Below are 23040 nucleotides of genomic sequence, written 5' to 3'. Positions count from 1 at the left end.
GGAGATAGACAGAAATTCACAGAATGAAAGGTTGATCAACGTGGAGAACCATCGGGGAACCCCCTCCAATTTCATAAAGAATGTAATTACCGAAGACCTGAAGTCCGGTAAGGTCAAGGAGATCGTTACCCGCTTTCCGCCGGAACCGAACGGTTACTTGCATATCGGACATGCCAAGGCAATCTGGATCAATTTCACACTGGCCGACGAGTTCGGCGGACGGACGCACTTGCGGTTTGATGATACGAACCCGGTGAAGGAAGACATTGAATATGTCAATTCTATTAAGGAAGACGTCAAGTGGCTCGGCTTCGATTGGGAAGAGCTGCGGTATGCTTCTGATTATTTTGAAGAAATGTTCAATCGCGCGGTGCTGCTGATCAAAAAAGGGAAGGCTTACGTGGATGATCAATCCGCTGACCAAATCCGCGCAACCCGCGGAACCCTGACCGAGCCTGGTCAAAACAGTCCTTACCGGGATCGCGGCGTTGAAGAGAATCTGGATCTGTTCGAGCGGATGCGCAAAGGGGAATTCGCCAACGGCGAGCGCGTGCTGCGTGCGAAGATCGATATGGCTTCGCCTAATATTAATCTGCGGGATCCGGTCATTTACCGTATCTCTCATGCACATCATCATAATACGGGCGACAAATGGTGCATCTATCCGATGTATGCTTTTGCGCACCCGCTGGAAGATGCTATTGAAGGCGTCACGCATTCCCTGTGCTCCCTGGAGTTTGAAGATCAGCGCCCATTCTATGACTGGGTGGTAGCGGAATGTGAGATGGACAGCACGCCGCACCAGTACGAATTCGGACGTCTGAACGTAGCGCAGACGGTAACGAGCAAGCGCAAGCTGAAGCAGCTCGTAGACGAGAACGTTGTGGACGGCTGGGATGATCCGCGCATGCCGACGATCTCCGGACTTCGCCGTCTGGGCTATACCCCGGAGGCTATTCGCAGCTTCGTATTTGAGACGGGAATTTCGAAGGCATACGGTACAGTGGATCGTCAGGTGATGGAGCACTTTATCCGGGAAGACCTGAAGCTGAAGGCGCCGCGTACGATGGCTGTGCTGGACCCGCTGAAGGTGGTTATCACGAACTATCCTGAAGGTGAGACGGAGTGGCTGGACGCCGAGAACAATACGGAGAATCCGGAAATGGGGATCCGTCAGATTCCATTCTCCCGCGAGATTTATATTGAGCAAGAGGACTTTATGGAAGATCCTCCGAGCAAATATTTCCGCTTGTTCCCTGGCAATGAGGTTCGTTTAAAACATGCTTATTTCATCAAATGCCATGAGGTCATCAAGGATGAGAGCGGCAAGGTTGTTGAGATTCACTGCACCTATGATCCGGAGACGAAGAGCGGCAGCGGCTTTACCGGACGGAAGGTGAAAGGGACGATCCACTGGGTGGAGGCCACCCAGGCTGTACCAGCCGAATTCCGTCTCTTCGAACCGCTGTTCAAGGGCGAAGAGGAGGAAGCGGAAGGGGTGCAAGAAATTGCGGGCGAAGAGCAGGAAGTCGCAGCGGAAAAGTCCTTCCTGGACGACATCAATCCGAATTCACTGCAAATTGTGCAGGGCTTCGTGGAACCCAATATGAAGGATGCGGCACCACAGGACAAGTTCCAGTTCTTCCGCCACGGATATTTCAATGTGGACTCGAAGTATTCACAGCCGGGGCGTCCGGTATTTAACCGCGTAGTCTCCCTGAAGAGCTCGTTCCAGCTTCCGAAGAAGTGAGAAGGCTCGTAGAATGAACAAAAGGATCATGGACAGAGGCTGCTGATGTCTTTCATGCTCCCCATAACATAAACAAGACTCGAAGGCTCCCGTAGGGGAGTCATTCGAGTCTTGTTATATTTACGGTAGGTAGTCTGGCATACATTCAAGACGATCTAATTCGCAGTGTATCCCTCAGCCTCATCATCCGGGTGCAGCGGCTGGTAACCATGCTTGCGCAGGTTGTACCACATCCAGCCAAAACCGATGGCACCCACAATGGCAAGCATCATGCCGGTTCGGTACATGATCTGCGCCCCGAAGTTCTGGAACATCCAGCCGCCGGCCAAACCGCCGATGACGCCGGAGATGCCGCTCCAGCTTAAGGTGTAGATCGCTTGTCCGGATGCCCGGTAAGGCGTCGGAACAAACAGCATCGTGAGCTGTACGCCGACATAGAAATATCCGCCAAAGGTTACGCAGTGCAGAAGCTGGATGAAGGCTACCTCGAGCGGGCCATTAGGCTTCCGCCATAAGCAGCCAGCGGAGCGCGAAGAGCAGGCTGACAATGGTCAGGCAGCCGACCAGCACATTGATCTTCCGCTTCAGGAAGCGATCAAACAGAATGAAGATCGCCACTTCAAATATCGATGAGAGGAAGATTGCAAGACCGACCATCTGTTTGGTGCCGCCAAGCTCCAGAATGTATAAGGACATAAAGGTATTATTGGCCGTGTTCGGGATGGATACCATGATGCCTAACAGAATGAACCAGACAAAATGGGGATTCAGGAACAGTCGGGTAAGTCCTCTTAGGTTGACGGTTGCCGATGCTGTTGTTTTCTGAATGGAGGGCAGTGTGAACATGAACAAAGCCGCCACGAGCAGCATGATCGAGAACACAATGGAGATGCGTCCGGATCCGAGCTGATCGATTACTGGTCCTGCGACAATTGCTGTCAAGGCCCATCCCAGGGAGCCCCATAGCCGAAAAGAGCCGAATTTCTGCTGCGTTCCATCAATATAGGTTAGAATCAGTGAATTCGTCTGCGAGAACATCGGAGTCTGGAAAAAATAAAAGAAAATCATCGTCATGTATATCATTGCGTAGGTATTCGCTTGAAATACAAACTGAACTAGCAGCAGTGTACCGGTCATCATGATCAGAAGCACGCGTTTGATGTTTGCCGCCCGATCACTCCAGAATCCCCAGAAAGGATTTGCAAAGATGGACACAAATGGCGCGATGGCCATCAGGCTGCCGATCTCAATTTTGCTCATGCCGATATCTTGCAAATACAGCTGAAAGAAACCAGTGAAGATGACCATGGTTCCGTAAATGAAGAAGTTGAACAGCTTGAGCGATGTCAGCGAAGGTTGAGCATTGTCCATATTCTGCAAGTAGGTCATTCCTTTCAAACCGAATACAATCAAAAATAACGGCGTCCAAAAAAGCCGCTTTCCTTTCAATGTATCACGCATTGAAAAGGGATACAAACCATCTTTTAAATAATTTTCCATTTATCTGGTTATTATCCCATAGACTGAATGATGTTTTTACAACCTGTTAAGAAAGTGTGGTGAAACGAATGAGTGGTCAAACCGTCGTTGTCAATCTGCCATCCGTTTCGGTGACGGGCATCGTGCTGGCAGGAGGAGCCTCCCGGAGGATGGGGAGGAACAAAGCCCTTCTGCCTATGGGAGAAGCGAGTATGATCGAGCGGGCGGTACAGGCTATAGGCAAAGTGAGCAGCCGGGTGATCATATCGACCAACGATCCGAAATCCTATCATTTTTTGGGAGTGGAATGCGTCCTGGATATCCACGCGGGGAAGGGACCCATGGCGGGTCTTCATGCAGCACTTGGGGCGTCGAATACTCCATGGAATGTGGTTGCAGCATGTGACATGCCGTTTATTCACGATCAGTTTCTTCAGGGACTGCTGAATCTGGCGATTACGCAGGACACGGTAGAGGCCGTAATCCCGGTTGTTCAAGGGAGAATGCACCCGCTGCTGGCGGTATATCGCAGGGAAGTTATGACGAGTCTCGAACGAAAGCTTCAGGCGGAACAGTACCGCATGGTCGAATGGGTGGAGGAGCTAAAGGCTGTATACGTGAACGAAGAGCAATTAGAGCACATGACAGGTGTTGATCCGCGAAGGGTCTTATTTAATATGAATACGCCAGATGATTATGAGGCAGCAAGAGGGTTTTCCTCATCCTAAAAAACACCCCCGCCCGTTGGATGCTGGCGGGGGTTTGCTTATTCACTTCTATTATTGAGCCTAAGATACAATCTGTCTTCCGCTCGCTTACAGCTCGCAGAGGGCTAGCCGCCGATCTGCGACATGCGCCGCACAGTGGGGGTGTGGCTCTGCGCTTTCTTCTCAAGTGCCAGTGCCATTTCATGATTGAGCGGCTTTGCACCCAGCGCTTTCCGGAACAGGTTCGCAACCGCCTGGGGATCATCGATGACGCGGCGCACGTTAAACTCGTCGGACCAGTACAGACAAGCCTTGATATGGCCGTCCGCAGTCAGCCTGAGCCGGTTGCAGGAGTCGCAGAAATGGTCGCTGACCGGATGGATCAAGCCAAACGTCCCTGTAGCTCCGACAACCTTCATGTTGCGAGAGGGCCCGTTGCCGGATGGACCCTGCTCTTCCTGGATGCTCCATCCGGCCTCCTGACACACTTCGGATACTCGGCTTAGTGGCAGGTATGAATCGCGCCAGGCATCGGATGCTTGACCAATCGGCATATATTCAATAAAGCGGACATGTAAGGGACGATCGAGTGTCATGGCGATGAAATCGCGGATCTCATCTTCGTTAAAGCCCTTCATCAGCACCATGTTCAGCTTGATGGGATCCAGGCCGGCTTCATAGGCTGCTTCGATGCCTTCCAGCACTTTAGACACATGGCCGCCGCGCGTAATGCGTGCATAACGCTCCTCGTGAAGCGAATCCAGACTGATGTTGATTCGCGTGAGTCCGGCTTCCTTAAGAAGCCGGGCTTTCGATGGCAGCATGATCCCGTTGGTTGTGAGGGATATATCTTGAATTCCTTCTATGGAAGCAATCATACGGACTAAGTTCTCCAGATCCTTGCGCACGAGCGGCTCACCGCCGGTAAGACGTACTTTGGATACGCCCATGGGGGCAAGAACGCGGAGGATCGCTGCGATCTCTTCGTAACTCATAATCTGATCGTGAGGTTGGAATTCCATTCCTTCTTCCGGCATACAATAGACACAACGCAGATTGCACCGGTCCGTCACCGAGATACGAATATAATCATGGACCCGACCGAAAGAGTCTTTAAGCGGTTCAATCATGGAAATCCCCCTTTCGTAGCATACATGGTCACATTGTAGCTATTCCCTGAATCGGAGTCAATGCGACATTTAGGTCCCTCCCGGCGGACAAGCTGCAGGCAGACGGTCATGATTTTATGACAAGTATCACAGAAAACGCTTTCGAAATCATGTATATTGAACCTGTGGACAAAAGCTTTCTCCCCTTGAAAGCGAGTAGTGACATTCTAGATTTCCGAAAGTTTCCTTATTTTTCCGAAATTTTCGGAAATCAATTCAAGCTGCTTTCATTAGACGTTCATCTAAGATATACTGTCAAGGATATCACATCCAACAAGAGAGGTTACAAAGTAGGAGGTTCGATATGGGGATATCACCTGTTCAAACTTTGGAGGTACCTGACGTCTGTCACAGGTGGCTTGAAAACCGGGGAACGGTTTATGAGCTGCTGATTGATTTTTTGGGCAACTGGCCCAGCTTGTCTATGATTGCAGAATGGAGCCGCGGAAGCGGAATTAGCAAGGCTGCGGAGTGTTCGAAGGCAGGTTCAGACCTGATGAAATATTTGTGCGGACGCTCGCCTGAGGAATTGGTTCGGATTTGCGAGTATGAAGGGGCGGAATACCGCCGACTGCTTGAGCAGACCAAACAGCGTCAGGCCGCTGAGTCCCATTATACCCAGGATGGATGCGCTCAGGATTTGGCCGAGTGTTATGCATCCGCTGGTGTAGCATTCAATAAACTGCATGGCGAAGCGGACGATCATATAGCCCTCGAACTGGAATTTATGACACTGCTTCATGACCGTATGCTGAACAATACGTATTGTGAACACAGCATGCTGCAATTAATGCAGGTTCAGGAGAAGTTTCTGGAAGAGCATCTGTTGTCATGGGTGCCCTCTCTCTGCAAGGATCTGAAAGGTTCTACGGAGAGTCCGCTGTATCAGGCATTATTCAGCCTGCTCGAGGAGTTCCTCGCACAGGATCTGAACATGCTGAAGACGTGGAAGCAATCCAGGGAAGCTGTACTGGTGCATTAGAGCAGCAGATAAGAAAACCATAGCAAGTTATCATGCGAATCGCAGTCATCTACAAAAACAAAAGCCCCGGTCTCCTAAATAGGAGGCCGGGGCTTTTGTGTTATATCGGATTAATCTTCGATTCTTTTCTTGCTGAACTTCATCAGGAACTCATACACGATAGGTACAACAACGAGTGTGAGCAGCGTCGAACTGATCAGACCGCCGATAACGGTTATGCCGAGCCCGCGTGAGATGATACCTGCGCTGTTTTCCCAACCGAATACGAGAGGCAGCAGCGCACCGATGGTGGCCAGTGCCGTCATCAGGATTGGACGAAGACGGGTTGCACCGGCTTCGAGCAGGGCTTCGCGAGTGCTCATTCCTTCGCGTTCCATGTGGATAACGCGGTCGATCAATACAATTGCATTCGTGACTACGATACCAATCAACATGAGTACGCCCATGAGAGCAGATACGTTCAATGTCTCGCCTGTGATGAGCAGGCCGATAATGGCACCGATGACGATGAATGGCAGTGAGAACAGGATGGCAAATGGTGCAAGACCCCCGCCAAACGTGACCACGAGTACAAAGTATACAATAGCAATGGCCGCCAGCATGGCGAGTCCAAGCTGTCCGAAGGTTTCATTGATTTGCTCGGTAACGCCTCCGAACTCTACGGATACCCCGTCTGGAAGCTCAAGTTTGCTGACTTCGGATTCCAGATTGGTGGAAGCCGAGCCTACATCGCTGGATAGGATATCGGCTGTGACACTCACAACCATTTTACCGTCGATGCGTGTAATGGAGTCAGGCGTGGTTCCTTTTTCAACTTTGGCTACATCCTTGATCGGTACTTCCATACCGAGTGGAGACGTTACCGTTTCGTCTTCAATTTCTTTAATGCTCTTATAGGTTTTGCTGTCGGTTTCAATGTAAACATTGTAGGTTTTGTTCTCAATCTTAATTTCCGTCAAGACTGGACGCTCCCGTACGGGTGCCAGCTTCATAGCCAATTGTCCGGCTGTGAGGCCAAGAGAGCTTAACTTCTCTTGATCGGCAACCAGCGTGTACTGCTCAAATGACTCGGATAAACTGGTCTCCGCATTGTCGAAGGTAGCGGTATCCTTGTTTGCAAGCTCGGCAATTTGATCAGCTACAGGCTTGATCTGCTCCAGGGAGTCGCCGAAGACGTTAACCGTCAATTGGCTGCCTCCGAATCCGCCGGCTGCCATGTCCATATTGGACCAGGTGCCATCCGGAACTTCCTTGGCTAGATCCTCGATAAGTGCCGTTTTGACATCTTCGAAGTTTTTCGTGTCCGGATCGTACATAATGTAGAACAATCCGGAATTAGCGGAGCCCATTCCAAGCGGATTGCTTCCGCCGATGGAGTACTGCATTGTCTGTACGCCAGGTTGATCCAGAATCAGCTTCTCGGCTTTTAGTGCACGTTCCTCTACATCCTCCAGCATAACGCCAGGTTCAGGAGAGTAGGTCACCATTGCGTATTTGTCTTCTTGTTCCGGGATGAAGCTAACCCCCAGATACTTGGTCAGGAACAAGCTTCCTACCAACAGCACGATGGCTGCCAGGAATGTAATGGCTTTGTGATTCAGAGTCCATTTCAGGATCGAACGATAGCCGCGGGCCATTGCGCCCGGCTTCTCTTCATGATCATGCTTGTTCTTCAAGCCTTTGCGGAACAGGCTGTGCGCCATAGCAGGTACAAGCGTAACCGCCACGACCAGGGAAGCCAGCAGCGCGAAGACCATCGTCAATGCGAATGGCATGAACAGCTCGCCGACCATACCGCTAACCAGTGTAAGCGGCAGGAATACCGCGATGGTTACGATGGTGGAAGACATGATGGGAACAAACATTTCACGTGTAGCGGCACTAATGAGCTCTCGGCCTGTCAGTTTTTCGGTCGAGAGGGACATGCGCCGGTAGATATTCTCGATAACAACAATCGAATCATCGACAACCCGGCCGATGGCAACGGTCATGGCACCGAGTGACATCATATTCAGGGTAATATCCATTTGCTTCAAGCACAGTACCGCAATCAACAAGGATAACGGGATGGAAATGATCGATATGATGGTCGAACGGATATTGCGCAGGAAGATCATGATGATCAGAACAGCAAATAATGCACCGAACAATGCCTTGGAGAGCATGGTATGAACGGAGTCCTCGATCGGTTTACCTTGATCCAGCATGATGGTCAGATCCATGCCAGGGAATAGGCCTTTCAATTCCTCTGCCTTGTCTTTTACCTGATTAACAACGTCAACCGTGTTGGCATCGTTCGCCTTAACGATTTGGATACCGATGGATTCCTTCCCGTTGGTGCGGGAGATGGATTCCGAGGTTCCGATAACTTCAATCTTGGCAATCTCGCTGAGTTTTACGGTTGGAATGCCGGTGGGAGCGGATGGAGCGCCATTCTGTCCACCAGCACTGGCACCAGCACCGGGAGCTCCCTGCTGACCTGCAGCCCCAGCCGCATCGCCAGGAGGTTGCTGCTGTTGAGCTGCACCAGCACCAGGAGCGCCAGCTCCGGCAGATGCATCGGCACCGCCTCCGCCTGGAATAACAGGAATGGCGATATTCTTCAGATCGTCAATGCCGATGATGCCGCCATCAATGGCTACGGCCTTTTGAGATTTTTCCATTTCGAACATACCGAGCGGAACATACAGCGCTGAACCCTGCACGATGCCTTTAACGGTATCTTCGGTCAGGCCAAGCTCGTTCATTTTGTCCTGGTTAAATTTCAGTTGGACTTCATTGACAAATTGTCCGGCTACCTGAATGGAAGCAACTCCATCCAAATCCTCGAGCTCGGGTACAATGTCATTCTCTGTGATACGGGTTAATTCATCCAGTGCCATGTTGTCTTTGTTCGATATACTCAAGGAGACAACCGGCATGGAGCTCATGCTGAATTTGGATATGGTAGGTTTCTGAGCATCCTCAGGCAGCTTGACTTCATTGATTGCTTCCCGAACAGCCGCTGTAGCGTTGTCCAGATCACTACCATAATCAAATTCAACCATCACGTTGGCTGCATTCTCCATGGAAGTGGAGGTTACGGTTTTTACGCCGTCGATATTTCTCAGTCTTGTCTCAAGCGGTTTGGTTACATCCTCTACAACTCCTTCAGGAGCTGCACCCGGATAGATGGCGGTGACGCTTAAGAATGGGACGTTAATATCCGGAATGGTTTCTTGTTTCATTGTCAGTCCACTGTACAATCCACCAAAGCTGACGATGATGGTCAGCAGCCAGATCGCAAACTTGTTGCGCAGGGAAAAATTGATAATTCCTTTCATTAGGTGATTCTCTCTCCTCTCCAAAATAACGCTATGTCTCTAACTTCGACCCGTTTCCCTGCATAATTCCACCAGGGGTAAGATAGCTTTCCAGCACGGTAACAATGGTGCCCTTGAGCTCGGTATACAGTGCCTCCAGGTCCTCGATCCCCTCCAGGTTAGCAAGCATTCCCTTTAGAACGGCCCTGCTGGGCTGGAGGCCAAGCAGCTCTTTCTCCATAATATTGAGCGACTCCATAGCATCTTCCCGGACTTCCGTCTCTACCGTACTCTTCTTCAGTTCATTTTTCATTGCTTTAATGACGATAAGCGGGTGACGGGTTGTACGAATGTCGGCCTGGCATAACTGACTCAATTGCCCAATCGCCTCCATCGGAATCAGAGGTTCGGGACGTCTGCGCAGAATGCTGTTTACAATATCATCGAGCAGCTGGATCTGGTGGTCTGCAGTGATTCCCACATTCAAATGAAACCCTGGCATGAACAGGAAGCGAATATACGAACCCAGCATGCTGGCCATAAACATGCCAATCTCCATCGTATAAGGCTCTACGTCCGGTCCATAAATGCTTTTGAGCTTATTGTTAAACCACTGCAATGCAGCGAGCATTTCCTGCCGCATGTTTTCCTTGTCAATAGGCGGTTTCCCCGGCATCTGATCATGGAACTGCTTCAGGAGATATTCCCGGATCTCCAGAAAATGGACAAGAAGCACTTCCGTCTGCTTGCGCAGCTGCTCCTTAGGCTCAAGCAGCGGATCGTGATCGACACGGAGGATCTCATCTTTAATCCGGTTTGCGATATGCTCGTAAATGCTCTTTTCCAGTTCCTCTTTGGACTTGAAATGAAGATAAAGGCTGCCTTTCGACATCCCGCATACTTCGGCGATTTCCTGCATGGAGGTAACCGAAGAGCCCTTCGCGGAAAACAGCTGCATCGCAGTGATGAGAATTTGCTGTCGTTTCTCTGCCGTTTTATCAGCCAATCAAAAGCTCACCTCACTTGAGAACTTTTCAGTTCTGGGATTGACCATATGGTCAAGAATAAGTATATATGAAAAAGAACGACCGTTTCAACTTTACTACGGTCGTCCCTTTTCTTGGTTCTGAAAATATATGAAATTTTCTAGAAAAATCGCCTAACTTATCAATTTCAGACCGACAGCCGAGCACAGAATCATGGAAATGAACACCACTCGCCGCCAATCCTTCGGCTCTCCGAACAGAAACATCCCAACCATGGCTCCACCGGCTGTTCCAATTCCCGTCCAGATGGCATAAGCGGTCCCCATCGGCAGCACGGTCATGGCATAAGAGAGGAGGGAGAAGCTGATACCAAACGATAAGGCCAGAATCAGTGTATAATGCCATCCCTTGCGCTGCGACACGCCTTTAATACCAATGACACCGCCAATTTCGAATAATCCGGCAAATATAAGCGCAACCCAAGCCATTATTTACTCACCTCCGGTTCTGCATGATCACTCGTAACCAGCTTAAGGCCGACTACACCTGCAAGCAGCACGCAGATCAGAAGAACCTTGACCAATTTGAACGGTTCTCCAAAGAACAGCATTTCCGATGCCACCGTTCCGGCGGTTCCGATACCTGTAAAGACGGCATATACCGTTCCGACCGGCAGGCGTTTGGCTGCTTCGATAATAAGATAGAAGCTGGCTGTAATGGCGACTATAGTACCAAGCCACTCCAACGTGTTGTTGGAATACTTCAGACCCATAACCCATATGACCTCGACCAATCCAGCCAGCAGTACATAAATCCAGTTGCGATTCATTATGATTGTCACTCCTTTTAATGAAAAAGAATTGTTATCTCACCTGCAGACCCTTATTCTCCTTGAAATTTATACTTATCATGCGTAGTTCTGCGATAATTTAACTCTTGCTGTTAGAACTTTGCTTCGTTACCCCTAACCAAAATATCGGCCAAGCGGCGGTCAGACGTTTCAAGGCGCGTTCCTCCCCGCCGTAAACGGCTTCCAGATGAATTCCATCGAGCAGGGTCATAAAGGCGATGGCTGCTTTACGTGGGTATCGAATGATACGCCCATGCACGGGACAGCCTGCCGCAAGCAGTCTGGACAGGTTGTTCTCCTGCTCGTCCAGCAGCGGATACAACATAGCCATCACCTCATCGTAGAAGGTGCTAGGCGGGAAGAAGGCCATCCGCATGAAGAATCGCACTTCATCATCCCCTTGGTAAGCCTGGAGACTGTTCTCAAGAAATCCATGCAGCTGCTGCTCCAGCGGCAAATCCGTGTGGTTAAGGAAATAGCCCACCATTAATTTCTCTTGTCGTTGGAATACGTCTTGAAGCACCTGCAGGAACAAATCCTCCTTGCTTGAAAAATGAGCGTAAATAGACGGTTTCTTGATTCCGCAATCGTCGGCGATATGTTTCAGCGATGCCCCTTCATAACCGTTCTTGGCAAAATGGGCAAGGGCGGACTGTTTAATATTGGCGGCACTCATAGTACTCCTCCTAACTAACGGTCGTTAGTTATATTTTTTATCAAATGATGCCAGTATTGTCAATGTCAATATTTGGGCTTGGAGCTGTCTGACTATCTGCAAGAGAACAGTCTTTAGTTCCGGGGGGAGATCATGTAGAATATGTGTGATCGACATCGTCCATACAAAAGAGACAGAAACGATGAATAACAAGGGGTAAACTGATATGAGAAAGGGAATAGAGGCTGTACTGATCACCGCGCTTTTGATCGCGTTTTATTATTTTGGCATGCATTATTTCGGAAAGACGACAGGGACGGTCATCGGGATCTTCTCCACCCTCACCGTAGTATCTATCGGATTCATGATTTTTATGGAGAACCGCCATCCTTCCAGCACCATGGCCTGGATTCTGCTGCTTGCGCTCGTTCCCATCGTCGGGCTTGTTTTTTATTTCTTGTTCGGGCAGAACTACTTCAAACGGAGAAAATATGATAAAAAAGCACAGAAGGACGTCCTGGTATACACCAGCGAGGTGCTCCGCAAGAGCACCCCTGACGTTTCCTGCTTTAAGCCTGAAACGCAGCAGCTGCTTCAGCTGTCTTCCCGGCTGGCGCGCACGCCGATTTCCTTCTCCAGCGACTCGCGGGTGCTGACCGATGGGGAAGAGACGTTCGCGGCATTGATAGCGGAGCTGGAACGGGCCGTGCATCATATCCATATGGAGTATTACATTTATCGGCCGGATGCCATCGGCACGCAGATTCAGGAAATTTTGATCCGCAAGGCGAGGGAAGGCATTGCCGTTCGGTTTATGGTAGATGCCGTGGGCAGCCTGCAGCTGCCGCCGGCCTTCCTTCAGGAGATGAGGGATGCCGGCATACAGGTCGCCGTGTTTGGCAGTCCGAAAACGATATTTTTTACCAGCCGTGTAAATTACCGCAATCATCGCAAAATCGTTGTCATTGACGGCAGTGTTGGATTCGTTGGCGGATTGAATGTAGGTGATGAGTACTTGAGCCGCAGCAAGGCCTTTGGTTTCTGGCGAGACACCCATATGCTTATCCGTGGAGAGGCTGTAAGGACGCTTCAGGTTGTATTTCTGCAGGATTGGCAGTACATGACAGGAGAGCAGCCGAGCGAGCCGATCTATTATTCACCGGATCTGCTGGAGAACCGCAGTGGAGCGGTCCAGATTATTGCGAGCGGACCGGACAATGAGCGGAGGGCGCTCAAAAATATTTTCTTCTCCATGATTGTGTCGGCTCGCAAATCCGTCTGGCTGGCGACACCCTATTTTATACCGGATGAAGATATTCTAACCGCGCTCCGGGTTGCTGCCTTGTCAGGGCTTGACGTACGGATCCTGTTTCCGTCGAAACCGGACAAGTGGCTGCCCTTCCTGGCTTCCCACTCCTATTTTCCCGCTCTACTGGATGTTGGGGTGCGGGTATATGAATATGAGAAAGGTTTCATGCATTCCAAGCTGCTGATCGTGGACGGGGAAATCGCGACGATTGGCACCGCCAATATGGACATGCGGAGTTTTCATCTTAATTTCGAGGTTAACGCACTCTTGGTACATACGGAAAGCGTGGCCAAGCTTGTGTCGGATTTCGAGCAGGATCTGGAATCGGCCATCGTGTATGACCGCAACCATACCCGCAAGAAGAGGATCATGACCAGGCTGCTGGAATCGGCAGCCCGGCTGATGTCACCTCTGTTGTAAATCGGCAGGGGAACGCGCGTTGAATGCAGCTGCACTCAACGCGCGTTTATGTCGGCCTAATTGTTAGAAGGTTGTGAACCCGAGGAACTTCTGAATCCGGAACAGAACATCTTTGATCCAGGTGGTTTTTCCCTGATAAGCTCCGGCATCAAGACTGAATTCGGCGCCCTCGTTGAACCATATCTGATTAAAATACCGGTCCAGGTCCCGGGTAAGCGGATGATCCTTTGGGGCGGCGATCCACAGGTTGTTCTCCAGATTCAGATCGGCCAGATTTCGCTGGGTGAAATTAGTGGATCCGCCCGTCATTACGGACTTGCCAGTTGGTTTGGCAATGTACATCAGTTTGGTATGATACTGCTCTTTACCGGTGTTGTACCAACGAACGGAGATATTGCCCTTTGATTTCTTGATGAGTTCAGCGGCAGCCGGACGGTTGGGGATCCCAATTTTTTCCCTGCCGAATGCATTCTGGTTCGGATCCAGGATAAGGCGTATGTCGACGCCGCGCTCCGAGGCTTTCAGAAGCTGGTCCATCACCTTGCCGTCGGCCAGATAGAACATCCCCATACCAGAGTGTATCTCCGGATTGAGACTGCTCAATGGACTCCAGAACGTATTTATATATTTTCCCTTCCGTCAGGTACCGAACATCGACGCTGCCAGCCTGCCCGGAAGGCTGCTTGGGAGCTGCCGCCTTCGGTTCATATGCCGGCAGTTTGATATCGCTTGAAAGATTGACGGCAGCTTGCTCAGTGGCCAGTATATCGCCAATGATGTCGCCGCTTGTTTCAAAAGCGATGTTCGAGTGGAAAGCGCTGGCATCATGAATGTTGGCTGAAGTGACAAGCGCTGTGTTTTCGCTGATGACGACCTTACGATGATTGGCCTTCACGTTCAGCAGCTTCAGATAGGAGCGAACGGTAATATCGGGCGCTTCGTTTGCCATCAGATTGGGGAGCGTTCCTTTGCCGGATTGACCAAACCACTGGAAAAAGGTGCGCCATACAGCGGAATAGATCGGCGTCGAATCCCGCAGCCGGTTGACATCGGTTATAATGACTTGAATACCCGCGGCCTTCATGGCCTCGAACTCCGGAAGCGGATAGGAACCATATCCGGTGTTGACTTCATCGCTAATAAAGAAGATGTCCATGTCGGGATATTTTTGTTTATGCTTCACAAGTCGATCGGTGAGCTCCTCAGTCACCTTCGGAAATGTCTGGCCTTTATGGGCGTAACCGTTGAACAGAAACATATCGATGACCAGGAATTTTCGGGATTCATCAATAATCTGGCCGATGCGCGGTCCGATCTCGCGATCATGGACCGGTTGACCGTCCGGACCGGGATAGGTCAGGTCGACCCACATGGCAACCTCGCTCTGATAGAGCGGGCTTTCGTAAGAAATCCCCTTGGGCAGAGGCTTGTGAGTCTGATAGATCATCACGCCGATCAGCCATAGAATGAGAAGGACAAGGCCGGTAAAAATATATTTTCGTGTTCGGGAACCTTTGGTATGCGCTTTACCTGGCATAAGTGGAGTATCTCCATCAGGGGGATGCGGATGATCTGAAGTGCGGCTGCGAAATAAATGACGGAAATCCAAAATAGCCCATCCTCCTATAACTTTCAGTTGTATAACGTTAATTAACATCAATCACCGGACATGACGCACTCCGTCTGCCATATGTGATAAGGCTCCTTATGCCGGGTTGTTGACCCGTTTCAGGGGTAGAATGATAATATACGGTTTTTTGTTTCATTCCATGCGGCAGAAAACGGACATCTGGCTTATATTTTTGCTTGTTGTTCTTCATATCATACAACCGGCCATATCCGGCACCCTGTGCACGCTAATAAGATGGTTAATTTAAGGATGAATTACTTGAACAAGGAGGCACGGAATGAATTCAGAACATAAAGATACTGCGGGCATGCCCGCTGAAACCATTACTGGCAGTGGAACCGGGAGATCCGAGGGCCGGCTGCTGCCGGAAGTACCAACCGGTGAACGAAAAATAGAGCATGTGCGCCTATGCCTTGATGAGGAGGTAGGTTCCGTCGGTTTAACATCAGGCTTTGAACGTTACCGCTTCCGTCACTCCGCGCTGCCGGAGATCGACTTTGAAGATATTAAACTGGACACCACGTTTCTGGATATTCCGGTACGAACGCCATTGCTGATCAGCTCCATGACGGGAGGAAGCAAGGCGACCGGAGAGATCAATATGAGGCTGGCCGAAGCTGCGGAGCGCCGCGGCTGGGCGCTTGGGGTGGGCTCTGTCCGGGCTGCGGTGGAGAAGGAGGAGCTTGCTCCTACATTCCGCGTGAGAGAGTGTGCACCGAGTGTGCCGGTTATCGCAAACCTGGGGGCTGTACAGCTGAACTATGGCTTTGGTCTTGACGATTGCCAGCGGGCGGTGGATATCGCGGGTGCCGATATGCTCGTTCTTCATCTGAATGGACTCCAGGAGGTATTTCAGCCGGAGGGGAATACCCGGTTTGGCCGTTTGCTTGGCCGAATTGAGGATCTGTGCCGAACACTGGAAGTGCCGGTGGGCATTAAAGAGGTCGGCTGGGGAATTGATGGAGAAACCGCGCGAAGACTGCTGGATATCGGGGCAGCGTTCATCGATGTGGCTGGTGCGGGCGGCACCTCCTGGAGCCAGGTGGAGAAATTCCGCAGCAAGGACCCGGTACGCCGCGGCGCTGCGGAAGCTTTTGCCGGATGGGGCAATCCTACCGCAGAATGCATTGTGGAGGTGCGGGAGGCTGCTCCTGCCTGTACCGTTGATCGGCAGTGGCGGGCTGCAAAACGGCGTTGATGCGGCGAAAGCGATAGCGCTGGGCGCTGACCTGGCGGGCTTCGGACGCGGATTGCTGGGCTCCGCCGTTGACTCTGTAGAGGCGCTGGACCAGCGGCTGGCGCAGGTAGAATTGGAGCTGCAGACAGCCATGTTTGGAATTGGCGCAGGGAACATCGAAGCTCTGAAGTCCACCGCGCGTCTGATTCGTGCCTGAATGACCGGCTTGACTGCCGGAATCGGGACGGAGTGATGGCAGTATATTCGTATTGAAGTCTATGGGGTATCTGCTATAATTAATAAGATTGTTTAGCTGGGATTGGCAGCTTAGGTGATATGAACCCAAGCTTTGAATACTTACTAATAAGAGTAACTTATAATAAGGAGTTGTCACATAAATGGCTTTAAAGGCAGGGATCGTCGGTTTGCCAAACGTCGGCAAATCTACATTGTTTAATGCGATAACACAGGCGGGCGCCGAATCGGCTAACTACCCGTTCTGTACAATTGACCCGAACGTCGGTGTCGTGGAAGTGCCGGATGAGCGCCTCGATAAACTGACGGAGCTCGTTCAACCGAACAAGACGGTTCCGACGGCTTTTGAATTTGTGGATATCGCGGGTCTGGTTCGCGGTGCAAGCAAAGGCGAAGGGCTTGGGAACAAGTTTCTTGCCCACATTCGTGAAGTGGATGCCATCGTTCACGTGGTTCGCTGCTTTGAAGATGAGAACATTACCCACGTCGATGGCAAAGTGAACCCGGTGAGCGATATCCAGACCATTAATCTGGAGCTGATCCTGGCTGATCTCGACAGCGTGGAGAAGCGGATTGACCGTGCCAAGAAGAATATGAAGGGCGGCAACAAGCAGTATGCCCAGGAAGTTGAGCTGCTGGAGCGCCTGAAGGAAGCTCTTTACAACGACCAGCCTGCACGCAGTGTGGAACTCAGCGATGATGAGAAGCTGATTGTTCGCGACCTGCACCTTCTGACATTGAAGCCGGTTCTGTATGCGGCTAACCTGAGTGAGGACGGAGTAGCGGAAGCGGACAGCAATCCGTATGTGCAGCAGGTTCGTGATTTCGCGGCGGCAGAGAATGCGATTGTGGTTCCGATCAGCGCGAAGGTGGAAGCCGAAATTGCCGAGCTCGAAGGCGAGGACAAAGCGATGTTCCTTGAGGAGCTGGGACTTGAAGAATCCGGCCTGAACCGTCTGATCAAGGCAGCGTACAGCCTTCTTGGACTGTACACGTACTTTACAGCTGGCGTGCAGGAAGTGCGTGCGTGGACGATTCGCAAAGGAACGAAGGCACCGCAAGCGGCAGCTGTTATCCATACTGACTTCGAACGAGGCTTCATCCGTGCTGAAGTAGTCGCTTACGATGATTTGGTTGCTGCTGGATCGATGAACGGAGCGAAAGAACGTGGACAGCTTCGTCTGGAAGGCAAGGAGTATGTTGTCAGCGACGGCGATGTGATGCATTTCCGTTTCAACGTTTAGAAACGAGAGGTTTCAAAGGCCATGGCTCCATGTCACTTTGTGCATGGGACTGTGGTTTTTTTCTAGTGGTGGAGCCCTGTAAGGAAAGAACGGTTTATCCAGGTCAACAGCCTGCTAGTCAAATGTGTTGTTTCATGGTAAAATAAAAAGTCGTTTGCACTTCATTTTGGTTTGGATATGGAGTACGAAATGGCATATCTTCAGGAATATATCTTAGAGAGGTGAATTCCTTTGTTGGACCGATTACAATCCCTTGCGGACCGTTACGAGAAATTAAGTGAACTGTTGTGCGATCCTGATGTCGCTAATGACTCCAAGAAGCTCAGGGATTATTCCAAAGAACAATCCGATTTGCAGCCTGCATATGAGGCTTATGTTGAATATAAAAATGTAATTGAAGAACTCGAAGCTGCCAAAACCATGCAGGGCGAGAAGATGGACGACGAAATGCGCGAAATGGTGAAAATGGAGATCGAGGAACTTTCCACGCGCGAGCGAGAGCTGGCGGAGAAAATCCGTATTTTGCTGCTGCCGAAGGACCCGAATGATGATAAGAACGTAATCATCGAAATTCGCGGAGCGGCTGGCGGAGACGAGGCGGCCCTGTTTGCTTCCGACCTGTACCGGATGTATACTCGCTATGCGGATACCCAAGGCTGGAAGGTCGAGCTGATGGACGTTAACACGAATGATCTGGGTGGATTCAAGGAAGTCATCTTCATGATCAACGGCCGCGGTGCCTACAGCAAAATGAAATTCGAGAGCGGCGCGCACCGTGTCCAGCGCATTCCGACAACGGAATCCGGCGGCCGTATTCATACTTCCACCTCAACCGTTGCCGTTATGCCGGAGGCGGAAGAAGTGGATATTGAAATCCACGATAAGGATATCCGCGTGGATACGTTCTGCTCCAGCGGTGCAGGCGGCCAGTCCGTTAACACAACCAAGTCGGCGGTGCGTGTGACGCATATACCGACGGGCATCGTGGCTACTTGCCAGGACGGCAAATCGCAGAACTCCAATAAGGATAAGGCGCTGCAGGTGCTTCGTGCCCGTATCTTTGATATGATGCGCCAAGAGGAAGAAGCGAAATATGCCGGGGAGCGGAAGAGCAAGGTAGGTACGGGCGACCGCAGCGAGCGGATTCGGACGTACAATTTCCCGCAGAGCCGCGTAACGGACCATCGGATCGGACTTACCGTTCACAAGCTGGATCAGGTGATGAACGGGGAGATTGAAGAGATCGTTTCAGCACTGACGATTGCAGAGCAAGCTGAACTGATGGAAAAAGGAGTATAACGCTTTGAAGCGGACGATATTTGAATTGACGCCGCAGCGCAGTATAAGAGAAGCCTTTGTGGAGGCTTCTTCTTTTTTAGATGCCATGCGGGTAATGGAGCCCCAGCGGAATGCGCAGCTGCTGCTGGAGCATGTGCTGGGATTGTCGGGATCCTCATATTACATGGCCCTGCCGGAGCCTTTCCCGGCGGAATGCCGCCACGCTTTGGAAGAAGCGATCCGTCGCAAGGCGGAAGGCGTTCCCGCGCAGTATATTATCGGCGAGCAGGAATTTTACGGTCGGCCGTTTGAAGTTACGCCGGCTGTCCTCATTCCGCGTCCGGAAACCGAGCTGCTTGTGGAGGCGGTGCTGAAGTATGGGCAGGAGCTTGCCCCGCGTTCAGAAGCAAGGCTGAAGGCAATTGACATTGGCACCGGCAGCGGGGCTATTGCTGTTACGCTGGCACTGCAGGCCCCTTCCTGGGAACTCCTGGCGAGTGATATTTCGCCTGAAGCGCTCGAAGTTGCCACGCGTAATGCGAAGCAGCTCCATGCGAATGTGGAGTTCCGGCAGGGGAACCTGCTGGAGCCGTTTGCCGGCCTTGCGCCGGACATTCTCGTCTCCAATCCGCCCTATATACCGGCGGAGGACATCGAGGGCCTGCAGCCGGAAGTGCGCGATTACGAGCCGCGCACGGCTCTGGACGGCGGTCGCGATGGATTGAATCCGTACCGGATCATGATGGCACAGCTGCCTCTGCTGTCAGCGCCGCCGCGGCTGATCGCTTTTGAGCTGGGCATGGGCCAGGCCGGGGATGTGGCCGAGCTGCTGCGCCAGGCAGGGCATTGGCAGGAAATCGTCACAGTACCGGATTTGGCCGGGATTGACAGGCATGTTCTGGGAATTTGCCGTTAATTGTATTCGGGGTGGATTTCTTTTAGAATAGTTAGTGGACTTGGCGGAGTAATCTTTATTCCGTTCAGATCGTAGATACGGACTGATAACAGCTCAGTGTGTACAGCTCCAGGCACAGGGGGACCAGAGCATGCTCCAGAAACTCAAGAAGATTGATTTTGTCATTGTTTTTGTGCTGTTGATGCTGATGGTTGTCAGCATCACATCGATATATAGTGCCACCTTTGACACGACTGGCTACGAGCGACACTACATCAAGATGGCCGTCATTTATATCCTCGGATTTGCAGCTTTTTTCGGGTTGAGCTTGATTGATTACCGAATCTGGACCAAATACGCAATACACATATACATCGGCGGATTGGTCATGCTGCTGCTGCCTTCCTTCATCGGTCAAACCAAAAACAATGCTACGGGTTGGATCGATCTCGGTATCGTGGATATTCAGCCTGCAGAGCTGTTCAAGCTTGTGCTCATCATATTTATAACGTATGTTCTTCTTCGGAAGAATAAAGCGAAGCTTTCTTTTTGGCGGGATATCATTCCAATCGGATTGTTGACGTTCATCCCGTTTGCCATTGTCATGGTTCAGAATGATTTGGGCAATGGACTAAGTTATATCGTCATCCTGCTTGGGCTGTTATGGATCGGGAATGTGAAGCTCACGCACGCGCTTATCGGGCTGCTGATTGTAGCCGGTGTTGCCTTCGGCGGAGCACAGGCCTATATCCACTATCATGATGAGATTAAAGCATCGAAGATTATGGAGAGCCGCGGACATTGGATGGAACGGATTGACCCGTGGCTGATCCCGGAAAAAGCAACTCCGAAAGCGAGTTACCATACCAACAACGCGAAGCTGGCCATTGCTTCAGGCGGTATGAGTGGTGAAGGGTACTTACAGGGGAGCTCCGTGCAATCGTCACGCGTACCGTACACGTATTCGGATTCGATTTTTGTGCAGATTGCTGAGGAATACGGCTTTATCGGCTCCTCCGTTCTGCTGCTGTTATATTTCATACTCATTCACAGGATGATCCTGATCTCACTGGAAAGCCGGGGGAAAGCCGGGCCGTTTCTTATCATCGGTATCGTTGCCATGCTGCTGTATCAAATCTTTGAGAATATCGGCATGTTTATTGGGTTAATGCCATTGACAGGGATCACGCTGCCTTTTATCAGTTATGGCGGAACATCGCTTATTATTAACATGGCGTGTCTCGGGGTGGCGATGAGTGTGAAGCTGCATGGTACAGGAAGTGGAGGAGGATTTGCCTAATCCTAATTCTCCAACGTACGTTGCCGCACCATCCCAACAGGCTTGATTCGGGATGCTTGTGTTTCTACAAGATCATAGCGGGGAATCCAAGGGATGCTATCGAAAGCAGCATCTCTTTTGTGTTTTCTGCCCAGCGATTGCAGGATGGACGTCCTTGAATTGTGTTAAGGAGGAAAATCTTTTAGAATAATTCATTAGGGGCTTATTATGATCATGTATCGACAACAAGCCAAAGCAAACAAGGAAACAAGGCAAACTTTCTGTTCGAAGAATCGTTATATGCCTGTATAGGCAAACCGGGGTTTGACGACTCCGGGCACAGGGGGATCATAAGCATGCTTCAGAAATTCAAGAAGATGGATTACGTTATTGTTTTTGTACTGGTTTTGATGATGGGTATCAGCATTACGTCGATATACAGCACGACCGTTGACACCAAATTTGAAGGCTCTCATATCCGCATGATTGCTTTTTACATTGTCGGCTTCATTGCCTTTTTCGGCATAAGCCTGCTGGATTACCGGTTGTTGATTAAATATGCCAAATATATTTACTTGGGCGGTTTGGCCGTACTGGTCCTCGTTATGTTCATCGGAAAGGATATCAACGGTGCCCAGGGCTGGATTTATATTGGGGGATTAAGCATTCAGCCTGCCGAATTGTTCAAGCTGGTCCTTATTATTTTCCTGTCCTATGTATTGGTGCGCAAAAACAAACCGCTGCTGTCCTTCTGGAAGGATATTATCCCGATTGGGCTCTTGGCGTTCATACCTTTTGTGCTTGTCATGGCTCAGAATGACCTGGGGAATGCACTAAGTTATGTGATCATCCTGCTGGGTTTGCTCTGGATCGGGAATGTGAAGTTCTCCCATGCGCTAATCGGTCTTGCACTTGTGGCGGGATTAGCCTTCGGCGGAGCGCAGGCCTACATTCATTATCATGATGAACTGCTTGAATCAAAAATACTTAAGCCCCACTGGGTGGAGCGGATCGATCCATGGCTATACCCGGAGAAGGCAACTGCAAAGGCAAGTTATCATACCAATAACGCGAAGCTGGCTATTGCCTCAGGCGGCATGAGCGGTGAGGGGTATATGCAGGGGTCGTCGATCCAATCCGGCAGAGTGCCGTATGCGTATTCGGATTCGATTTTTGTACAGATTGCCGAGGAATTCGGTTTTATTGGCTCATCGGTGCTGCTGCTGTTGTATTTCATATTGATCCACCGGCTGATCCTGATTTCGCTTGAATCCCGAGAACGTGCCGGGCCGTTTCTTATCATAGGGATCGTTGCCATGTTCTTGTACCAAATTTTCGAGAATATCGGGATGTTCATCGGTTTAATGCCACTGACCGGGATTACACTTCCTTTCATCAGTTATGGGGGGACCTCGCTCGTCATCAGCATGGCCAGTCTGGGGGTAGCCATGAGTGTGAAACTGCATGGGCAGGAAGTGGAGGAAGATATGCCCGATCCCCACGCTTACCGTCCGGCTTCGCCTAAGCAGGCATAGTCTGTTTGGATGAGGAGTCACATGATCATGGCGTATCGCAAGTTAATCTGAGATAGGCCATGTCCATTAACTTGAAATCCCACTGAACACCCATATCCCTCTAAAACGAAAGATGCTGTTCCCTGTTCCTGGGGAGGG

At 50.7% G+C, this 23040-nt stretch carries 16 protein-coding genes and 3 pseudogenes; 10 read left to right on the top strand and 9 right to left on the bottom strand.

The genetic code is table 11. The features are described from left to right. The first annotated feature begins 31 nt into the window (after positions 1-31). Entirely contained in the window at positions 32-1750 is a 1719-nt protein-coding gene (locus PVOR_RS28915; RefSeq protein WP_040681084.1) for a glutamine--tRNA ligase/YqeY domain fusion protein, read from the top strand. A gap of 155 nt (positions 1751-1905) precedes the next feature. Here the strand turns inward: PVOR_RS28915 and PVOR_RS28910 are convergent. Then, positions 1906-3130, bottom strand: a pseudogene (locus PVOR_RS28910) (MFS transporter). 188 nt (positions 3131-3318) lie between these two features. On the opposite strand from PVOR_RS28910, the gene mobA reads away from it, so the two are divergent. After that, on the top strand, positions 3319-3957 hold the full coding sequence (gene mobA, locus PVOR_RS28905; protein ID WP_006213125.1) for a molybdenum cofactor guanylyltransferase: 639 nt from the start codon (positions 3319-3321) through the stop codon (positions 3955-3957). Positions 3958-4061: 104 nt separating this feature from the next. Here mobA and moaA read toward each other — a convergent pair whose 3' ends face one another. Then, a complete protein-coding gene (gene moaA, locus PVOR_RS28900) occupies positions 4062-5066 on the bottom strand; it encodes a GTP 3',8-cyclase MoaA (protein WP_006213124.1) in 1005 nt (334 codons plus the stop codon). A 343-nt stretch (positions 5067-5409) separates the two neighbouring features. Here moaA and PVOR_RS28895 point away from each other — a divergent pair, with 343 nt between their 5' ends. Further along, the gene (locus tag PVOR_RS28895; RefSeq protein WP_006213123.1) at positions 5410-6087 is read left to right on the top strand and encodes a TorD/DmsD family molecular chaperone; all 678 of its coding nucleotides are present in this window, start codon (positions 5410-5412) and stop codon (positions 6085-6087) included. Between the two features lie 110 nt (positions 6088-6197). Here the strand turns inward: PVOR_RS28895 and PVOR_RS28890 are convergent, their stop codons facing one another. The 5 genes from PVOR_RS28890 to PVOR_RS28870 form a co-directional block, all read right to left on the bottom strand. Further along, positions 6198-9410, bottom strand: coding sequence for an efflux RND transporter permease subunit (locus PVOR_RS28890; protein WP_006213122.1), 3213 nt, complete (start codon positions 9408-9410; stop codon positions 6198-6200). A 31-nt stretch (positions 9411-9441) separates the two neighbouring features. Further along, positions 9442-10395, bottom strand: coding sequence for a TetR/AcrR family transcriptional regulator (locus tag PVOR_RS28885; RefSeq protein ID WP_006213121.1), 954 nt, complete (start codon positions 10393-10395; stop codon positions 9442-9444). Between the two features lie 153 nt (positions 10396-10548). Continuing rightward, complete coding sequence (locus PVOR_RS28880; protein ID WP_006213120.1) at positions 10549-10863, bottom strand: DMT family transporter; 315 nt, start codon at positions 10861-10863, stop codon at positions 10549-10551. Further along, positions 10863-11204 (bottom strand): DMT family transporter, encoded by a 342-nt coding sequence (locus PVOR_RS28875; protein WP_006213119.1) that lies wholly within the window; start codon positions 11202-11204, stop codon positions 10863-10865. The genes PVOR_RS28880 and PVOR_RS28875 overlap by 1 nt, the downstream gene beginning before the upstream one ends. Before the next feature lie 100 nt (positions 11205-11304). Then, positions 11305-11901: a TetR/AcrR family transcriptional regulator gene (locus PVOR_RS28870; protein ID WP_006213118.1), complete on the bottom strand. Its 597-nt coding sequence runs from the start codon at positions 11899-11901 to the stop codon at positions 11305-11307. Between the two features lie 205 nt (positions 11902-12106). Here PVOR_RS28870 and cls point away from each other — a divergent pair, with 205 nt between their 5' ends. After that, entirely contained in the window at positions 12107-13609 is a 1503-nt protein-coding gene (gene cls / locus PVOR_RS28865) for a cardiolipin synthase (RefSeq protein WP_006213117.1), read from the top strand. A gap of 63 nt (positions 13610-13672) precedes the next feature. Here the strand turns inward: cls and PVOR_RS33140 are convergent, their stop codons facing one another. Further along, the gene (locus PVOR_RS33140) at positions 13673-14146 is read right to left on the bottom strand and encodes a phospholipase D-like domain-containing protein (protein ID WP_419144528.1); all 474 of its coding nucleotides are present in this window, start codon (positions 14144-14146) and stop codon (positions 13673-13675) included. Next, entirely contained in the window at positions 14028-15218 is a 1191-nt protein-coding gene (locus PVOR_RS28860; RefSeq protein WP_419144527.1) for a hypothetical protein, read from the bottom strand. The genes PVOR_RS33140 and PVOR_RS28860 overlap by 119 nt, the downstream gene beginning before the upstream one ends. Before the next feature lie 298 nt (positions 15219-15516). On the opposite strand from PVOR_RS28860, the pseudogene fni reads away from it, so the two are divergent. The 6 genes and pseudogenes from fni to PVOR_RS28830 all read left to right on the top strand — a co-directional run bounded on the left by fni (position 15517) and on the right by PVOR_RS28830 (position 22902). Further along, a pseudogene (gene fni, locus PVOR_RS28855) lies at positions 15517-16633 on the top strand (type 2 isopentenyl-diphosphate Delta-isomerase). 181 nt (positions 16634-16814) lie between these two features. Next, positions 16815-17915: a redox-regulated ATPase YchF gene (gene ychF, locus PVOR_RS28850; protein WP_006213116.1), complete on the top strand. Its 1101-nt coding sequence runs from the start codon at positions 16815-16817 to the stop codon at positions 17913-17915. Between the two features lie 231 nt (positions 17916-18146). Further along, positions 18147-19214, top strand: coding sequence for a peptide chain release factor 1 (gene prfA, locus PVOR_RS28845; RefSeq protein WP_006213115.1), 1068 nt, complete (start codon positions 18147-18149; stop codon positions 19212-19214). Between the two features lie 4 nt (positions 19215-19218). Continuing rightward, on the top strand, positions 19219-20109 hold the full coding sequence (prmC, locus tag PVOR_RS28840; RefSeq protein WP_006213114.1) for a peptide chain release factor N(5)-glutamine methyltransferase: 891 nt from the start codon (positions 19219-19221) through the stop codon (positions 20107-20109). 130 nt (positions 20110-20239) lie between these two features. Next, positions 20240-21434: pseudogene (locus PVOR_RS28835) on the top strand (FtsW/RodA/SpoVE family cell cycle protein). A 289-nt stretch (positions 21435-21723) separates the two neighbouring features. Beyond that, on the top strand, positions 21724-22902 hold the full coding sequence (locus PVOR_RS28830; RefSeq protein ID WP_006213112.1) for an FtsW/RodA/SpoVE family cell cycle protein: 1179 nt from the start codon (positions 21724-21726) through the stop codon (positions 22900-22902). Positions 22903-23040 lie beyond the last annotated feature (138 nt).

Origin of the sequence: Paenibacillus vortex V453, from assembly GCF_000193415.1 — a bacterium.
GTDB classification, from domain to species: Bacteria; Bacillota; Bacilli; order Paenibacillales; family Paenibacillaceae; genus Paenibacillus_AQ; species Paenibacillus_AQ glucanolyticus.
The sequence above is the reverse complement of the archived record's forward strand: the minus strand, read 5'-3'. Positions and strand labels throughout refer to the sequence as shown.

Coding starts and splice junctions, on each gene's coding strand:
- mobA (WP_006213125.1), top strand. CDS start 3,319: ATGAGTGGTCAAACCGTCGTTGTCAATCTGCCATCCGTTTCGGTGACG.
- moaA (WP_006213124.1), bottom strand. CDS start 5,066: ATGATTGAACCGCTTAAAGACTCTTTCGGTCGGGTCCATGATTATATT.
- PVOR_RS28895 (WP_006213123.1), top strand. CDS start 5,410: ATGGGGATATCACCTGTTCAAACTTTGGAGGTACCTGACGTCTGTCAC.
- PVOR_RS28890 (WP_006213122.1), bottom strand. CDS start 9,410: ATGAAAGGAATTATCAATTTTTCCCTGCGCAACAAGTTTGCGATCTGG.
- PVOR_RS28880 (WP_006213120.1), bottom strand. CDS start 10,863: ATGGCTTGGGTTGCGCTTATATTTGCCGGATTATTCGAAATTGGCGGT.
- PVOR_RS28875 (WP_006213119.1), bottom strand. CDS start 11,204: ATGAATCGCAACTGGATTTATGTACTGCTGGCTGGATTGGTCGAGGTC.
- PVOR_RS28870 (WP_006213118.1), bottom strand. CDS start 11,901: ATGAGTGCCGCCAATATTAAACAGTCCGCCCTTGCCCATTTTGCCAAG.
- cls (WP_006213117.1), top strand. CDS start 12,107: ATGAGAAAGGGAATAGAGGCTGTACTGATCACCGCGCTTTTGATCGCG.
- PVOR_RS33140 (WP_419144528.1), bottom strand. CDS start 14,146: ATGGACCAGCTTCTGAAAGCCTCGGAGCGCGGCGTCGACATACGCCTT.
- ychF (WP_006213116.1), top strand. CDS start 16,815: ATGGCTTTAAAGGCAGGGATCGTCGGTTTGCCAAACGTCGGCAAATCT.
- PVOR_RS28830 (WP_006213112.1), top strand. CDS start 21,724: ATGCTTCAGAAATTCAAGAAGATGGATTACGTTATTGTTTTTGTACTG.